The organism is Ulvibacter litoralis, assembly GCF_900102055.1.
GTDB lineage: Bacteria > Bacteroidota > Bacteroidia > Flavobacteriales > Flavobacteriaceae > Ulvibacter > Ulvibacter litoralis.
In genome coordinates this window covers 397,461-412,209 of record NZ_FNBA01000001.1, presented here as the reverse complement: position 1 = coordinate 412,209, position 14,749 = coordinate 397,461, and the positions used below count along the sequence as shown (strand labels likewise).

15 protein-coding genes are annotated in these 14,749 nt (G+C 37.5%); 2 read left to right on the top strand and 13 right to left on the bottom strand.

All coding sequences use genetic code 11. The annotated features are described in order from the left end of the window. The first annotated feature begins 23 nt into the window (after nt 1–23). A complete protein-coding gene (locus BLQ00_RS01900; RefSeq protein ID WP_093139765.1) occupies nt 24–743 on the top strand; it encodes a DUF547 domain-containing protein in 720 nt (239 codons plus the stop codon). A gap of 152 nt (nt 744–895) precedes the next feature. After that, on the top strand, nt 896–1,828 hold the full coding sequence (locus tag BLQ00_RS01895; RefSeq protein WP_229792582.1) for a glycoside hydrolase family 113: 933 nt from the start codon (nt 896–898) through the stop codon (nt 1,826–1,828). A gap of 12 nt (nt 1,829–1,840) precedes the next feature. Here BLQ00_RS01895 and BLQ00_RS01890 read toward each other — a convergent pair whose 3' ends face one another. The 13 genes from BLQ00_RS01890 to BLQ00_RS01830 all read right to left on the bottom strand — a co-directional run bounded on the left by BLQ00_RS01890 (nt 1,841) and on the right by BLQ00_RS01830 (nt 14,748). Next, the gene (locus BLQ00_RS01890) at nt 1,841–2,593 is read right to left on the bottom strand and encodes a TIGR04283 family arsenosugar biosynthesis glycosyltransferase (RefSeq protein WP_093139760.1); all 753 of its coding nucleotides are present in this window, start codon (nt 2,591–2,593) and stop codon (nt 1,841–1,843) included. A 16-nt stretch (nt 2,594–2,609) separates the two neighbouring features. After that, on the bottom strand, nt 2,610–3,413 hold the full coding sequence (locus BLQ00_RS01885) for a DUF547 domain-containing protein (protein WP_093139757.1): 804 nt from the start codon (nt 3,411–3,413) through the stop codon (nt 2,610–2,612). 36 nt (nt 3,414–3,449) lie between these two features. Then, nucleotides 3,450–4,334: a sterol desaturase family protein gene (locus BLQ00_RS01880; RefSeq protein ID WP_093139754.1), complete on the bottom strand. Its 885-nt coding sequence runs from the start codon at nt 4,332–4,334 to the stop codon at nt 3,450–3,452. A gap of 148 nt (nt 4,335–4,482) precedes the next feature. Then, nucleotides 4,483–5,295 (bottom strand): purine-nucleoside phosphorylase, encoded by an 813-nt coding sequence (locus tag BLQ00_RS01875; protein ID WP_093139752.1) that lies wholly within the window; start codon nt 5,293–5,295, stop codon nt 4,483–4,485. 21 nt (nt 5,296–5,316) lie between these two features. Further along, nucleotides 5,317–5,985 (bottom strand): TIGR04282 family arsenosugar biosynthesis glycosyltransferase, encoded by a 669-nt coding sequence (locus tag BLQ00_RS01870; protein WP_093139749.1) that lies wholly within the window; start codon nt 5,983–5,985, stop codon nt 5,317–5,319. Beyond that, nucleotides 5,985–6,491, bottom strand: a complete 507-nt coding sequence (locus BLQ00_RS01865; protein WP_093139747.1) for a rhodanese-like domain-containing protein — start codon at nt 6,489–6,491, stop codon at nt 5,985–5,987. Before BLQ00_RS01865 ends, BLQ00_RS01870 begins: the two co-directional genes overlap by 1 nt. Continuing rightward, the gene (locus BLQ00_RS01860) at nt 6,481–7,404 is read right to left on the bottom strand and encodes a radical SAM protein (protein ID WP_217629416.1); all 924 of its coding nucleotides are present in this window, start codon (nt 7,402–7,404) and stop codon (nt 6,481–6,483) included. Before BLQ00_RS01860 ends, BLQ00_RS01865 begins: the two co-directional genes overlap by 11 nt. 30 nt (nt 7,405–7,434) lie before the next feature. Next, nucleotides 7,435–8,160 (bottom strand): ABC transporter ATP-binding protein, encoded by a 726-nt coding sequence (locus BLQ00_RS01855; protein ID WP_093139743.1) that lies wholly within the window; start codon nt 8,158–8,160, stop codon nt 7,435–7,437. After that, entirely contained in the window at nt 8,157–8,927 is a 771-nt protein-coding gene (locus BLQ00_RS01850; protein WP_093139741.1) for an ABC transporter permease, read from the bottom strand. Before BLQ00_RS01850 ends, BLQ00_RS01855 begins: the two co-directional genes overlap by 4 nt. Next, the gene (locus BLQ00_RS01845; protein ID WP_093139740.1) at nt 8,924–9,796 is read right to left on the bottom strand and encodes an ABC transporter permease; all 873 of its coding nucleotides are present in this window, start codon (nt 9,794–9,796) and stop codon (nt 8,924–8,926) included. The genes BLQ00_RS01850 and BLQ00_RS01845 overlap by 4 nt, the downstream gene beginning before the upstream one ends. 3 nt (nt 9,797–9,799) lie before the next feature. Then, on the bottom strand, nt 9,800–11,011 hold the full coding sequence (locus tag BLQ00_RS01840; protein ID WP_093139738.1) for an ABC transporter substrate-binding protein: 1,212 nt from the start codon (nt 11,009–11,011) through the stop codon (nt 9,800–9,802). A gap of 15 nt (nt 11,012–11,026) precedes the next feature. Beyond that, nucleotides 11,027–14,020, bottom strand: a complete 2,994-nt coding sequence (locus tag BLQ00_RS01835) for a TonB-dependent receptor plug domain-containing protein (protein WP_093139737.1) — start codon at nt 14,018–14,020, stop codon at nt 11,027–11,029. A 35-nt stretch (nt 14,021–14,055) separates the two neighbouring features. Continuing rightward, nucleotides 14,056–14,748, bottom strand: a complete 693-nt coding sequence (locus tag BLQ00_RS01830) for a TIGR04282 family arsenosugar biosynthesis glycosyltransferase (protein WP_093139735.1) — start codon at nt 14,746–14,748, stop codon at nt 14,056–14,058. Between the last annotated feature and the right edge of the window lies 1 nt (nt 14,749).

Below are 14,749 nucleotides of genomic sequence, written 5' to 3'. Positions count from 1 at the left end.
CCTAAGCAATATAAATTACTCCTATGCGCTTTAAATTTTCAGTTATTTTCGTTTTTGTTGTTCTTTTTTCTTCGGAAAGTTTTTCGCAATCGCTTACTTCATTTCTTGACAAAGCAGACACGTTCTTCGCCACGTATGTTTCAGAAGGAAACGTAGCGTACGATAAAATACATAAGCATCCTGAAGACTTACTTTCAATATTAGAAATAGCTAAAAACACTAAGGTAGCAGCTTCCGAAGCAAAACAATACCAAGCATTTTGGATCAACGCTTATAATTTAGCTGTGATTAAAGGAATTATAGACGTGTATCCTACTGCATCGCCACTCGATACCAAAGGGTTTTTCGACACAAAAACCTATAGTTTGGGCGGTACTGAAATCACACTGAACGATATTGAAAATAAAAAGTTACGAGCGGTTTTTAAAGATCCACGATTTCATTTTGTATTGGTTTGTGGCGCAAAAGGGTGTCCGCCGTTACTTTCTGAAGCGTATACACCTTCAAAGGTAGAAGCGCAGTTACAACACCAAACAGAAATTGCATTAAACAATCCCACTTTTATAAAAGTGACGGAAGGTTCGGTGGCTTTTTCAGAAATATTTAAATGGTATAAAGAAGATTTTGTGGGAAACGGACAGACCGAAATCGATTTTTTAAATACCTATCGAAATCAGAAAGTACCTGTAACTGCATCTGTTACTTACTATCCGTACAATTGGAAACTGAACGCTCAAAACTAATTAGGCTAACCCTTCTGTAATTGTTGTATTTTTCAGTAAAAATTGAAAGGATTATGCTTTTGAAATTCCGTTTTCTTCTACCACTTTTTTGTCTTCCATTTTTTTATAGTTGCGCACAAGGCGAGGCTAAAAAAGAAGAAACTCCCCGAAAAATGAATGGGATTAGTTTTGTAGCTTCTCGCGATACGATTCAACAGCACCATATCACTCCGGTGTTAAATATTCATACGAATTATGCGGCTATTATGCCTTTTGGTTTTATAAAGACCTTAGAACATCCTGAAATTATATTTAACACAGATCGGCAGTGGTTTGGTGAAACTCGTAATGGTGCCAAACAATACATCGAGTTGTTGCATAAAAACAACATAAAAGTACTGGTAAAGCCTCAAATTTGGGTGTGGCGCGGTGAATTTACGGGCTATTTAAAAATGACTTCGGAAGAAAACTGGAAATTATTAGAAGATTCGTATCGCAATTTTATACTGGAATACGCTGCAATGGCTGCGGAAGCTGAAGTAGATTTATTCTGTATTGGAACCGAATTAGAACAATTTGTGATGCATCGCCCGGCTTTTTGGGAAACACTTATTGCTGAAATTAGATTGATTTACAAAGGAAAACTAACCTATGCAGCCAATTGGGATGAGTACAAACGCGTTCCTTTTTGGAACAAGTTAGATTATATTGGAGTGGACGCGTATTTTCCAATTTCAGATCAGAAAACACCGACATTAGAAGATGCCAAAGCAGGTTGGAAGCCATGGAAAGATGAACTGAAGCTTTTTTCTGAAAAAGAACAAAAGCAAATTATTTTTACGGAATACGGCTATCGAAGTGTCGATTTTGCTGGAAAAGAACCTTGGGTAAGCGATCGTGAAATGAAAGATGTGAATCTAGAAGCGCAAGTCAATTTAACGCAAGGGTTGTTTGATAAGGTGTGGAATGAGTCGTGGTTTGCAGGTGGTTTTTTATGGAAATGGTTTATAGCACACCCAGAAGTTGGTGGAATAAATAACAGCCAATTTACGCCACAAAACAAGCCTGTTGAAGCAACGATTACTAAAATGTATGGAAATAACTAAGCTCTTCTAAGCTTACTTGTCTGAAAACACGTTGGAGATACTTCTTTTTGAATTTTTTTTAGTTCCACGAACCTTAGCACAATAATACGTTTGTAATTCGGTAGCATCGGCACCCATCCATTTTTTAAAGTAGATTACTAAAAAATGATACTGAATATTCCAAACCCCTTTTTCATGGTACAATCGCGCCGACGTCGTAAGTCGTTTTGGGATGACAGTAAACTCGTTTCTGGCATACAATTCATTGATTAAAATGTTGTCTTCGTAAATGCCATAATTTTCGTCAAATCCGCCGATTTCTGTAAATAGATTTTTGGTAATAAACTGACTCTGATCACCGCCTCGGCATGCTCTCCAGCTAAATTTTGTAAACCAACCTACCAGTTTTAACCACCAATGTGTACTGTCGAATTTCATAGAAAAACAGCCTGCTAAGTTTCCTTTTGCTACTTCGGAAAGGATATCGGTGTCAAAGTTGTTTGGAGGAAATGAATCGGCATGTAAAAAGTATAAAACACTTCCTTTGGCAGCACGAGCTCCTGTATTCATTTGTTTAGCGCGCCCTTTTTCTGAAAACAGCAACCGAATGGGAAATGCAGTCGTCTCAATACATTCGGCAACAATAGAACGCGTTGCATCTGTACTTCCACCATCAATAACAAGAATATCAGTAATGTTCTTTTCGGAAGCATTTTCAGTTATATGAATTAATAAATCGTTAATAGATTTAGATTCGTTTAAAACTGGAATTACAATGGTTATCATAGGTTAAACTTACAAATTAATTTTGCTCATTTAGATTCCAATCGTAGTTTTTATAGGTAATGACAGCGTCTTTATTTATTTTTTCTGAAGAGTACTGATTAATATAGCCTATCACATCTTGGCTTCCATTTACCTTAAAATCTTTTTGATACCAATCAAAAATGGAAGACAATTTCGGGTTTTTAGCATCAATATCGTTTTTGTCACTATTAATAAATTGCTTTGTAGCACGATCTAACTGTTCGTTTATTTTTGAAGCTGTAAAAGCTTCATTTAATAAGTTTGGACACGAAATAGAAGCACAGTTTATTGCGAAGTGAATGCGAGGTTCGTCCATTTTTCGAAGAATTCCGTTTTCAATTCCTCCAAGGGATAAATTTTTAGAACCGACAGGAACAAAGCCTTTGGTCCAATTACCATCAATATCTTTAATGGTTTTGGTAGGATAATTTGTCACGATTAATTGAACCGTGTATGCGTTGTATAAGTTAATATAGTATGCCAATAACTCTTGTACACTCCATTGGTCTGTAGGGTTTTGAGACGATAGAAACGTTAGGTACTTCGACAGTTCCTCCTGATTTTTGACAAAACCTTTATAATTAACAAGTCCTTTACTATCGACATATTCTTTGAGTAAAGCATCCCATTTCGAATGGTCTAAATTTACGCTAGAATTCGCTGTTGTTGAAGTCAATTCTCCTTTTACAGATTTTGTAGGTTGTCCTTGACTGCTTACGCCTGCGGCAGAAAGAAGATTGCAACTTTGAAATACAAATGCAGCCGTGATAACAGCTACTGTTTTTAATAAGTAATTCATTGTATTTTTATTAAGTATTAATATATACGAAAGGAATTACTCCTTGGTTTTTAATGGGTATAATTCCTGATGTATAAAATCGTGTGGAAATGTTTCGTCATTTTCAAAACCTAATTCGATATCGCGTCCGTTGTAAGGGACGTGGTCGGTTTTGAAAAGATAATCCCAAATGCTTAATGAAATTCCATAATTAACACCGTATTTGGTATGCTCTGGGAGTTCTTTAGCGTGATGCCAGATGTGCATTTTAGGATTGTTTAATACGTAGCGTAATACGCCATAATCCCACCCTAAATTTGCATGGTTAAGATGTCCGACCGTTAAGGCAAAAAAGTGGACAATCGCTACATCTTCAGCATTAAAGCCTCCAATAATCGCAATAGGAATGTAAAGAAGTGACTTATATACAATCGGTTCCATCCAGTGGTATCGCAAGTGCGCGGCAAAGCCCATTTCTTTTACGGAATGATGTACTTTGTGAAAATTCCACAGAAAAGGGAATCTGTGTAATAATCTGTGTGTGTTCCATTGTACAAAATCTGAAACTAAAAAAAACACAAGTAACCCTAACCCATATGGTAACGCATTTATGTCTATAAGTTCAAAATCTGAAACGTTTAAATTAACGAGACTTAATACGTCATTAAATAATGCTTCAGCCGTGTTGGAAAGAAAAATAAGAACAATTAAATTCAGAAGAAAAAAATTGAAAAACATATAAAATGTATCCAGCCAAAAGTCTTTTCGAAATACTTTCTGGTTTTTTCGCCACGGAAAAAGAAGTTCTAATCCCCAAACAACTAAAGAGACAATAATAAGTCCGTAGAAATAATTCTCCCAATGAAAACTAGTTACTTCGCTTACTAAATAATTCCAGTAGCCAGAATGAGAGGTTCTAAATATGTCTAAATACTTGTCCATAAAAAAAGTCTGTTGTACTAGTCGCACTACGGACTTTAAAATTACATTTTTTTTAATTATTTAACTGCAAGTACCTTTATGGTAATGAAAGGTAGATCCGTTAAAATAGCTTCTACTATTGGGAACGTGTTTTTACGCCCAATAGGTATTACAATTGACCAATTAATTCAGTAAATAGGGTAATCATGTTGGGTTCTGCTTTTTTGGCCTGTGCAATAATATCATCAATGTTTACCGGTTTTAAGCGTTCTGGATCACACTCGTCGGTTAATACAGACAATGCCGCGACAGGAAGGCCTAAATGATTGGCAACAATAATTTCGGGAACGGTACTCATTCCCACAGCATCGGCTCCAATTATTTTTAAATAGCGGTATTCTGCTTTGGTTTCTAGCTGTGGGCCAAAAACACTTACGTAAACCCCTTTGTGTAATTTTATATTATTTTCTGAAGCAATATCTTCAAGTTGTTTATTCATTGTAGGGTCGTATGGCGCGCTCATATCTACAAAACGTTCGCCCATTTTTTCAACACCTCTAAATCCTAAAGGAGAACCTCCCTGTAGATTAATATGGTCGTCAATCAACATGATTTCCCCTTTTTTAAAGGTACTATTAATGGCTCCTGAAGCATTGCTTACCAATAGTTTTTCAATTCCTAATGCGCGCATTACACGAACTGGGAATGTTACATCTTGTAAAGTGTAGCCCTCATACAAATGGAAACGCCCTTGCATGACAATTACTTTTTTTCCTGAAAGTGACCCGTAAATCAATTTTCCTTTGTGAAACTCGACGGTTGCTGTTGGAAAGTTAGGAATGTGATTGTAACTCATTTCCGCTTCAACTTCAACTTTATCGAGTATTTGTCCAAGACCGGTACCTAAAATGATTCCGATTTCTGGTGTTCCAAAACCGCGTTCCTTTAGGAAGTTGGCAGATTCTTCAATGTAATTTATCATAAAATAATTTGGTATGCTTGGTTAGTTAATAAACTGCTTAAATATAGCAATATCTTTAATGTCTTCATAATAATCTACATCATTACGCTCTTCTAACATTGCCACAGTTTTGTTTTGTAAATCTTTAAGTGTGTCTTCTAGAATAGTATTGGTTCCCCAAATTTTATTTTTGAAGACAGCCTTGTGTACTTGTTTCATTCCTAGTAAATAGTACCCGCCATCTTCAGCAGGACCTATTACAAGATCATTGGTGTTTAACGCATCAAAGGCATTGTCGATATCGGTTTTAGATAAGTCGTACATATCACTTCCAATAACGATCACTTTTTCATAGCCTGCTTGAAACATTTCGGCAAAGGCATTTTCCATTCGGAAGCCTAAATCGTCACCCGATTGTGCTTTCTTTCTGAAAATTTCAGCATCCCAAAGATCTTCTTTTTGAACGTTTTCAGAATAAAATACAAATTTATCTACGGCGAGTGATTTTGTGATTTCAACAGTATGTTTCAGTAAAAAAACATAAATCTCGAGCGCCTTTTCATCACCAACAGTAGCGGCTAAGCGTGTTTTGCACTTTCCTAATTCAGGATTTCGTGTAAAAATTAGTAATGCTTTTTTGGAAGTTGGAAAATGAAAATCTGTAGTAAAACGATCTTCTCCGTCTGTATTTTTATTTGCTAATAATGCCATTAATAAACTTTTTCACCCTTTAAAAGCCATTTACTCCAAGGCTTGGAAAAGGTGTGTACTTTTTCAGTTTCTATTCCTGTTGTGTCTAAAACGGGAAATTCTTTGTTTTTCCATTCAAAAATACCACCGTAGAGATTTTTTATATTGGTAAACCCTGCTTTTTTCAGTTTTTCGCCAATTTCTTCGGAACGAATTCCGAGCGAACAATATACAATGATTGGTGTAGTTTTGTCCGTTATTTTTTCTGAAATTTCTTCGGAAGAAAATGTATTGAAGCCTACGTTTATCGCTGAAGCAATATGACTTACCAGAAACTCATCGGGCTCTCGAGCGTCTAAAATTTGAATCGTATCGTGTAACTGAAGCATTCGCAATTCTTCTACCGAAATATAGGGGATACTTCTCGTATTGTACTTTTGAAGCACATCGTTAATTGTATTTTGCCCTGAAGCAAAGAAAGGAAATAACACCACGAGAATTATACTGTATTTACTATTAAACTTCATTTGCTAACACACCGTTTTTGTCAAAAATTTCATCTTTATGGCACTTTAAAAAATGATCGCAATATAAGCAGATATTCTTAAGTTCTTCATTTTTAGCTGTTGCTTCCTCTTTCGTAACCCCAAGGCTAAGTCCCATTTCTAAGGGATTCCCTTCGTTTAGCATTTTAAAAACAGCATTTTTTGAAGCTCTTTCTAATACTTCGGAAACTTTTTGTTTACGGGCATCGCCCATCGGGAAATGCGTTCCAGGACAGCACGGATTGATACGCCAAAGTTGAATGCTAATTTCCTGCGGAATGTCCTCATACCCGCCTAAAAAGTTACGAGCACCACTTAAAATGGTGCAAAAATTATGCTCTGGATCTTTTAACCAGATATCGTGCTTCATCGCTTTACCTCGTGCCCAGTTTCCACCCAACCACATGTCTTCACTTGCACCCCAATACCCCCAACTCAGTGGGTTTTCGGCAAGGTAGTGTCCGCCTTCAATTAACGGGTCTTTTTCAGTTCCAATTACGCCGCAACTTTCAAAAATATCGGCAAGCTCCATAAGACGTCCACCGGCTTTTTTATGATAGCGATCGATACTCGCAATATCAAAACGAGAAACGCCTTTGTCGATTAAGGTTTGAAGTCTTTCCGGATTTAAAAGATCACCGTTGGTCTGAATCATTATTTGAATATTCCCTTGATACCGCTCCTTCAATTTGTCTAAAATAGCGTGGAGCAATTTCCGGTCTGCCAAGGGTTCTCCACCACTTAAAATAAGGCGATCTATTTTATCGGGAAGATTGTCGATTATAGCCAAACAATCTGCTTCACTAATTCGCTTTCCGAAGGGACTAGAATCATTGTAACAATGATCGCAGTCGTCGTTGCATAATTGAGTGAATACCCAATAAATGGATTGCATGTGGTTAAAATTTTGCGTCATAATTGTTCTCTAATTAAACTGTTTCCAGAATTCAACTTCTTTCTTAATTCCAGAATCTTTGTCGTTATAAAAAGATTTTAAATCTGAAAATTGTGTTAATTCTCCTTTGGTAATTTTTCCAATACTGTCACCCATCACAATGGCTTCTTTCAAATCGTGCGTTACAAACACTGCTGAAATTTGCATCTGCTTTGCCAAATCTTTAAAAAGCACCTGCATTTTCTCTCTCGTTACACTGTCTAAAGCGCCGAAAGGCTCATCGAGCAACAATAACGATGGCTCGATAATCATGGCTCTCCCAAAAGAAACGCGCTGTCGTTGTCCGCCCGAAAGCTGATGCGACATCTTGGTGGCGTGTGTTTCCATTCCTAAAAACGATACCATTTCAGTCACTTTTTGTTTTAAAAGGGCTTCTGGAGTTTTTCTTAGTCGTAAACCAAAGGCAATGTTTTCAAAAACATTCAAGTGTGGAAAAAGCAAGGCTTCTTGGTATAAATAAATGCTATTTCTGTGTTGTGGCTTCATGTTGCTAACTTCTTCACCATGAAGGTAAATAGTGCCACTGTCTTGTGTTTCGAGTCCGGCAATAATTTTCAGTAAAGTTGTTTTTCCACTACCCGAAGAGCCTACTAAACTCAACACAGTATTTTGTTCTAATGTAAGATCTATGTGCGACAAGATTTGTTCCTTGCCAAACGATTTACTCACATCTTGTATGTTTAAAATTGGCTTCATGCTTCGTTTTTTTCAACAAAAAAGATAAACTTCTTATTTATATAGACTAGTATCATTGGAGGAACAACCAATAAACAGCAAGCTAATGCTGCGTAAAAGATATTGGCTTCATTCACAAAATTGAACACACTCACGGTGAGGGTACGTACCTTCCCGATTCCTATTAAGTTGGTCAAGCCGTATTCAAACCAAGAGATTAAAAACACTTGGAAAAAACACAATAGGATGGCATTTTTCGATAATGGGAAAAGTACTTTTTTAAAGGTTTGAAACGTACTTCCGCCAAGGGTGTAACTTAATTCTTCTGTCGCTTTTAGGTTTTCATTCCAGAAATTAAGGTAGATAATAACTCCAAAAGGAAATGCAATTAAAAACTGAGCAATAATTACCCCTAAGGCAGTTCCTGTAAGTTGCGCAATGTTAAAATAATACTGAAATATCACCGCTAGGATTACGGGTGAAAGTAAATACGGAATATACGCTAAGACTAGATACGTGTTTCGGTTTTTGCTGTACGCAATGCGTTTTGAGACGAAAAAACAGAGTGCCGTGACTAAAAAAGCAACCGTTAATGAGATTCCTAGTGAGGTGAAAAACGTTTGAAACAATTTGGAACTACTTTCTTGCATAAACTCCCAATTTGCCAAGGTCATTTGCTTCGGAAAAACAGATGGGTAGGGCCACTGTCTTCCTAAGGAAAGCACTAGTAAAAAAACCAGTGGAAACCCGATAGAAATCATGAATATATATTGCAGTATTCTTTTCATGAATGCTTCATTTCCGTTTTAAAGAAGGTTTTATTTTTTCGATATAGAATGAACAGTACACCAATTACCAGTACCACATAAAGAACACTCATGGCGTATCCTTTTGGAATGTCGTATAAATTGTATTTCTGAATTTTTTGTAAAATCGCTACGGAAATCATTTGCGGATCTTGACGTCCTAACAACAACGGAACTTCATAACTTCCCATTACAAAAATGATGAATAAGTAAATGGTAACTGAAGCCTTTTTCAGTAAGATGGGCAAGGTTACTTTTAAAAGCACTTGTCTCTTGGAAGCACCAAATGTTTTCGCCAATTGCACATATTCTTCTACTTTTTCCGAAGTGTATAAATTTGAAAATAAGATGATGAAGAAAGGTGTGATTAATAAAACGGAAGTGATAATAATTCCAATTCCGTAGGCGTCATTAATCCAACTAGGAAACATCCTCAAATCGTCAATCCAACCGAGTTGAAACCCTATTCTAGATAACAATCCCGATTTTGATAAGGTCTGATAGCTAAAAAAGGCCATGACAGTTCCTGGGAAGCACAACGGCAAATAAATTAAGGAACTCAACGCGCCTTTGTTTAGGTTTTTACGCCAACTAATGGCAATACTCAGCGATACGGTCAAGCTGATGATTATGGTGACCATCGCGATGTAAAAACTAAATCCGAGCGAACTCCAAAAGGGTTTTCCAAGAAGAATGGTTTCCCAAGCGTCTGTTGTAAATCCTTTGTTTAAAAGGCCGATAAAACCAAGACTATACAACAACGCATACACCAATCCTGAAGCTACAGGAAGGGTGACAATTGCTATAAAAAGCAAATTGCTGAAGTTGCGATATCTTCGTTTTTGTCTCATTTTTTAGTTCTCAATTATTTCTTTTCTGAAATCTTCTGCCAATCGGATCATATACTCCGGACTTAGCTCTAACAATGCTTTATGCTGAATGTCTTTTCTGTTAGGAGCTCGTGTTCTAGACGGAATAGTTTCAAATTGTTGTCTTTGTTCGGGTGTTAGTTTCTGTACATCTAAAACAGTACCGTCACCCCAAATATTCGGAGTCATTTTTGTAAGCTGTGCTTCTGGTGAAACGAGTGTGTTGGCAACGACCATCGCAGCTGCTTTCTCTCCTGAAAGTTTTGTGATTCCGAGGTAATGTGAATTCTGAATGGTTCCAAAATCGGGTACATACGCTTTCGATGTTTCGGGGAAAAGTCCTTCAAGTGTTTTACTGTCTACTTCAGAGTCGTTATTACTCATGGTAAATAACAATTCACCCGTTGCAAATAATTGATGCATTTGCGCCACATTTTCAGGAAATACTTCTCCTTTTCGCCATAAATAAGGCTTTAACTCATTTATATAGTCCCAAAGTTGTGCGCTGTATTTGGTGTATTTCTCTTCATTAAAATCGCCAGATAATTCATCTCTATTCCCTGAAATATCAATGAGTAAGGCTTTCAAGAAGGTAAGCCCCGTAAAGTGATTATCGAAGGTAAACGTACCTGGGTGTTCCTTTGCAAAAGCTAAAAGTTCTTCGCGTGTTTTTGGCGGATTCTTCACTGTAGCCGAATTGTAAATAAGGGTCATTTGTACATTTCCCCACGGAAGCTCATATCCATTTACCGCCTGTTGAAAATCGAACCCAATAAACGGATTGTCAAAATCGATCAAAGCGGCATTTGGGATTTGTGACGTCCAAGGACCGTACAAACCATCTATTTGCCGAAGTTGGAAAAAGGTTTCGCCATTAATCCAAACCAAATCTACATCGCTCGTGTTTTTTGAAGCTTGCAATTCGGTCATTAACAATTGCACAATAATAGGACCTTGTCCGCCCACAATTTCTAAGTCGATATTGTGTTCCTTTTTTAGCTTCGGGGTCACATAATTTTGCATGTAATCGTTGATCTTCGAATCGCCGTTCCACATCATCATGGTTACTGCTTTTCCGTTTGCTTCCGTCGTAATTTCCTCCCAAGAAAGCTTCGAAAGATCTTTTTGCGTTTCTTTATTTTTTTCCGCGCATGCGAAACAAATGAAAACAGTAAGTAGTGCTATAATTTTATTCATACGAATTCGGTTTTTTTAAAATAAATAACGTGCTCCAAATTGAAACTGTCTTGGGGGTCCCGCATTTCGCTGCACAAAAACACCCGATGAAGCGGGTCCTACCTGAATTTGGTTGCTTTGCGTCGAATTGTTGCTATATCCACTCAGATTTTCAACATTAAACACATTAAAAATATCGGCTCTTATTTCAATTTTAGATGCAGTTCCAATGGCAAATTGATGTTGTACTCCTAGATCAAAATTGAACGACCAAGGCAATCGGTCGCTGTTTCTCGACTCGCCAGGCGAACGATCGCTGTTCCCAACATAGGCATCCCCAAAGCCAGAACCATCCCCATTTAAGTCGGTAGTTCCATAAATAGACGCATCCGGAATTCGATTAATCGGTTGCCCGCTTTGCAATAAAGACGCCAACGTAACACTCGTGCCTTTAAAAGGGTAGTAGTTAAAAATTCCGTTTATATTATGACGACGATCGTTAATAGAAGGGCCGTACTCATTTGCATAATTATTCGCATCCTGCGGACGAAAATTAATGTCTTCCGTATCGTTTTCTAAAGATGATAAGGTGTAGTTAAGGCGATAGGAATAATTGTCCATCCCTTTTGTTTTTTGATAATTGAAACTTGCCGCGTAGTATCTCGATTTCCCTTCTGTTTCTGAAACAATTACATTTCGAGCCACGCCTGAAACTTCTTGTCCGTTAATAATTCCAACTCCATTTACGATTGGAATCGGTCGTGTGCTGTCTGCTTCTTCTATGGATCTCACATTGGAAGCATCAAAATTTTCATCAATTGGAAAGGTCGCAGCCGCGTTTAAATTCCGAAGGCGGAATAATTTTTCTCCCCTGTTGTGAAATACATCTACAAAGAATAGTTTGTCGTTTTCCACCTGAAGCTGATATCCAATTGAAAACTGATGCGAGTAGGGATTTTGATAGCCGTTCGGATTTAAAATACGTCGCTCGTTCGAGAAAACTCCTTCGCGTTGATCTTGTAATGATGCGCCTGAAGGACCTTGTAAATAATCTACGTTTGCAACATTCGCCGAAATATTTCCCGCAAAAGTAACTTTGTCAATATCTGTGTCGGCAGGTAAAATACCTTGATTTACCAATTCTTGAATTTGTGCTCTATAATCGTCAGAAGTGGTGTTTTGTTGTAATGCATCGCTGTAAATGGCATAACTAATTTTGTCGTACGCAATTCCGTAACCACCGCGAATCACACTGTTGTTGGTCAGTTGGTAGTTAAAGTTAAATCGAGGCGCTAGGTTGTTGTAATCACCTTTATCACTTCCTCCTTTGGAAAGATTATCGTAGTCGTAACGCAGTCCGAATGTAATGTTTAAATCTTCGGAAGCAGCCCATAAATCCTCCACATAAAAACTAGAGATATTATGCGTTTTTCCGAAGGAAGTAGGACGTAATTCTACATTGTAATTCACTACAGATACGTCTGAAGGTAAATCGTTGATATCAAAACCAGCATTCAAATTTCTAGCTTGAAGCGCTTCCAATTGTGTTTGTGTAAGCTCTACTGTGTAGTTTCCATTCGGATTTCCACCACCAAAAAGTTCGTGGTCGCTGGTAATAAAGTTGAGTCCAGCCTTCAACGTATGATTGTCAAGATAATATTTGAATTTTTGTTGAAACTGAAGGGTACTTTCATTCTCGTCAAACACATAGCCTGGATGTCCGAGTACGGCAATGGTTTGTTGCAACGGATCTCTCACGACCACTTGCGGACTCTCAGGATTGTTAGGCGTTGCGTAGCCCCACTTAAAACGACTGTACTGAATGTTGCTTTCACCCGAAATAGCACCAATTGTGTATGAGTTTTTCAACGCTAGATTGAGGCTGTTTCGTTCTTGCTTATTTCCTGCCGATTGAAAAGTAGCGCCACCGTCAAGTCCTCCTCCTTGGCGTTCAATTCCTACCAAACCTACATTGGCTCTAAGGGAGCTTCTAACATTTGAATTCCATTTTTGGTCTATTTTTGCTGAAAAATATTCGAAGTTATTTTCTCCTCGAACAGTTTCAGAAACACCTAATTCAGGTACATTTAATAAGTTGTCTTTTACGTCGGTAGTATGTTCAAAATTTAAATAGAAGAACGTTTTATCTTCCACCAAAGCACCTCCCACGCCAAAACCAGCTTGGTAGCGCGCAAAACCATCTTTTACTTGATTTCCTGAAAGGTCACGTTGTGCGAACTCACTTTTCCCATCGATGGAGGGACCTGGACGCGTAATAAAAAAGACTTCTCCTGTTAGATTATTGGTTCCAGATTTGGTGGTGATGTCTATAATTCCGTTGCTCGTTAAGCCATATTCCGCAGAATAATTACTGGTAAGCACAGTAATATCTTTTACAAATCCTGAGGGAATTGCAAAGCGTTGTCCACCAAGGAAATTTTCGTTGTTGTCTAGGTTGTCGATAAGATAGGAAGTAAACAAAGGATTTCCTCCATTAATACTTACATTGGCAGCTTCAGGAAAAAAACCTGTAGCCTGTGTTACGTTGGGTAATCTATATAAAACCCGTGTCACATCCCGTGCTTCAACGGGGATTTCTTCAATTTCTTCAGCTTTCAATTCAAAAGAAACTTCGGCATCGCGACGGTTAATTTTTGCTGAGGTGGTATTGCTAAGAGTGATTTCTTCCAATTGTTGTTCGTTGCCAAGACTCGGTGCCAAACGCAATTGAATGCTCGGGCTCTGATTAGAGCGCACGTCAACTTTTTCGGTAAATGCAGGACCGTATAAATCGTTTCCTTCAAAGAATACTTGATACCCATCCAAGGCTGGGATGGACTTAAAAATTACTTTTCCTTGGCTCGATGTAGTTTGCTCAAAACTTAGTCCGCGAGCGTCGTTTGTTAGTTGTATGCTAAGCTCTGAAATGGGTTGGTTACTTTCGTAATCGGTAACTGTTACGGTAAAATCTTCTTGCGCAAATGCAGCAACACTTACACATAGCAAAAAGCTAATGAGTATTTTCTTCATAATAATAAAGGGGTTTAGTAATAAATGGTGTACTGTTAAACTTGAACCTGAAGAAATACGGGTGACCCTTTATTGAAATAAGATTGATGAAGTAAGTTTTCTAGAAATAAACTGTTTTTTGTGAGTACAGTTTTTTCCGAAGAAAGAATAGAATGGAGTAATTTTATAAGAGAAACAGCAATGTATTTGAAGCTGTTTAGTATTTTTTTTATGTCTGAAACAGCATCGATATCTTGCAACACTTTCAAGAAAACAATGCGCGTTTTTTTTGCTGAAAATAATTTTGAAATAACCCGTGTAAGACTTGAAGTCCCCCAAGGAAGTTTCAAGAAATCGGAAGGGTTAAAATGAGACTTTTTTAATCCCATTAAATAATAGCCGCCATCGGTAGAAGGCCCTAAAACGATAGGATTTTGTTCTAAGGTTTTAGCAGTTTCGGTAAGTTGTTTTGTTTGTAAATGCGGCGTGTCATTTCCAATGGTAATTATATTTTCGAAGCCTTTTTGATAGATAGCTTCAATCGCATTTGTGTAGCGTTTGGCAAAAGTGTTTCCTACTTGTTCTTTTTCAGAAAATAAAAAATAGGGGAGTCCACTTTTTTCAACTTTCCGAAGGGTTTGTTTGTTTAATTCTTCAAATAAAACCACCGATTGCTTAAAGGGCTTCAGCGTTCCTTCACGCTGTGCCGACTGAGCAAAAATTAATATGGCAGTTTTTTTCGAATTCATG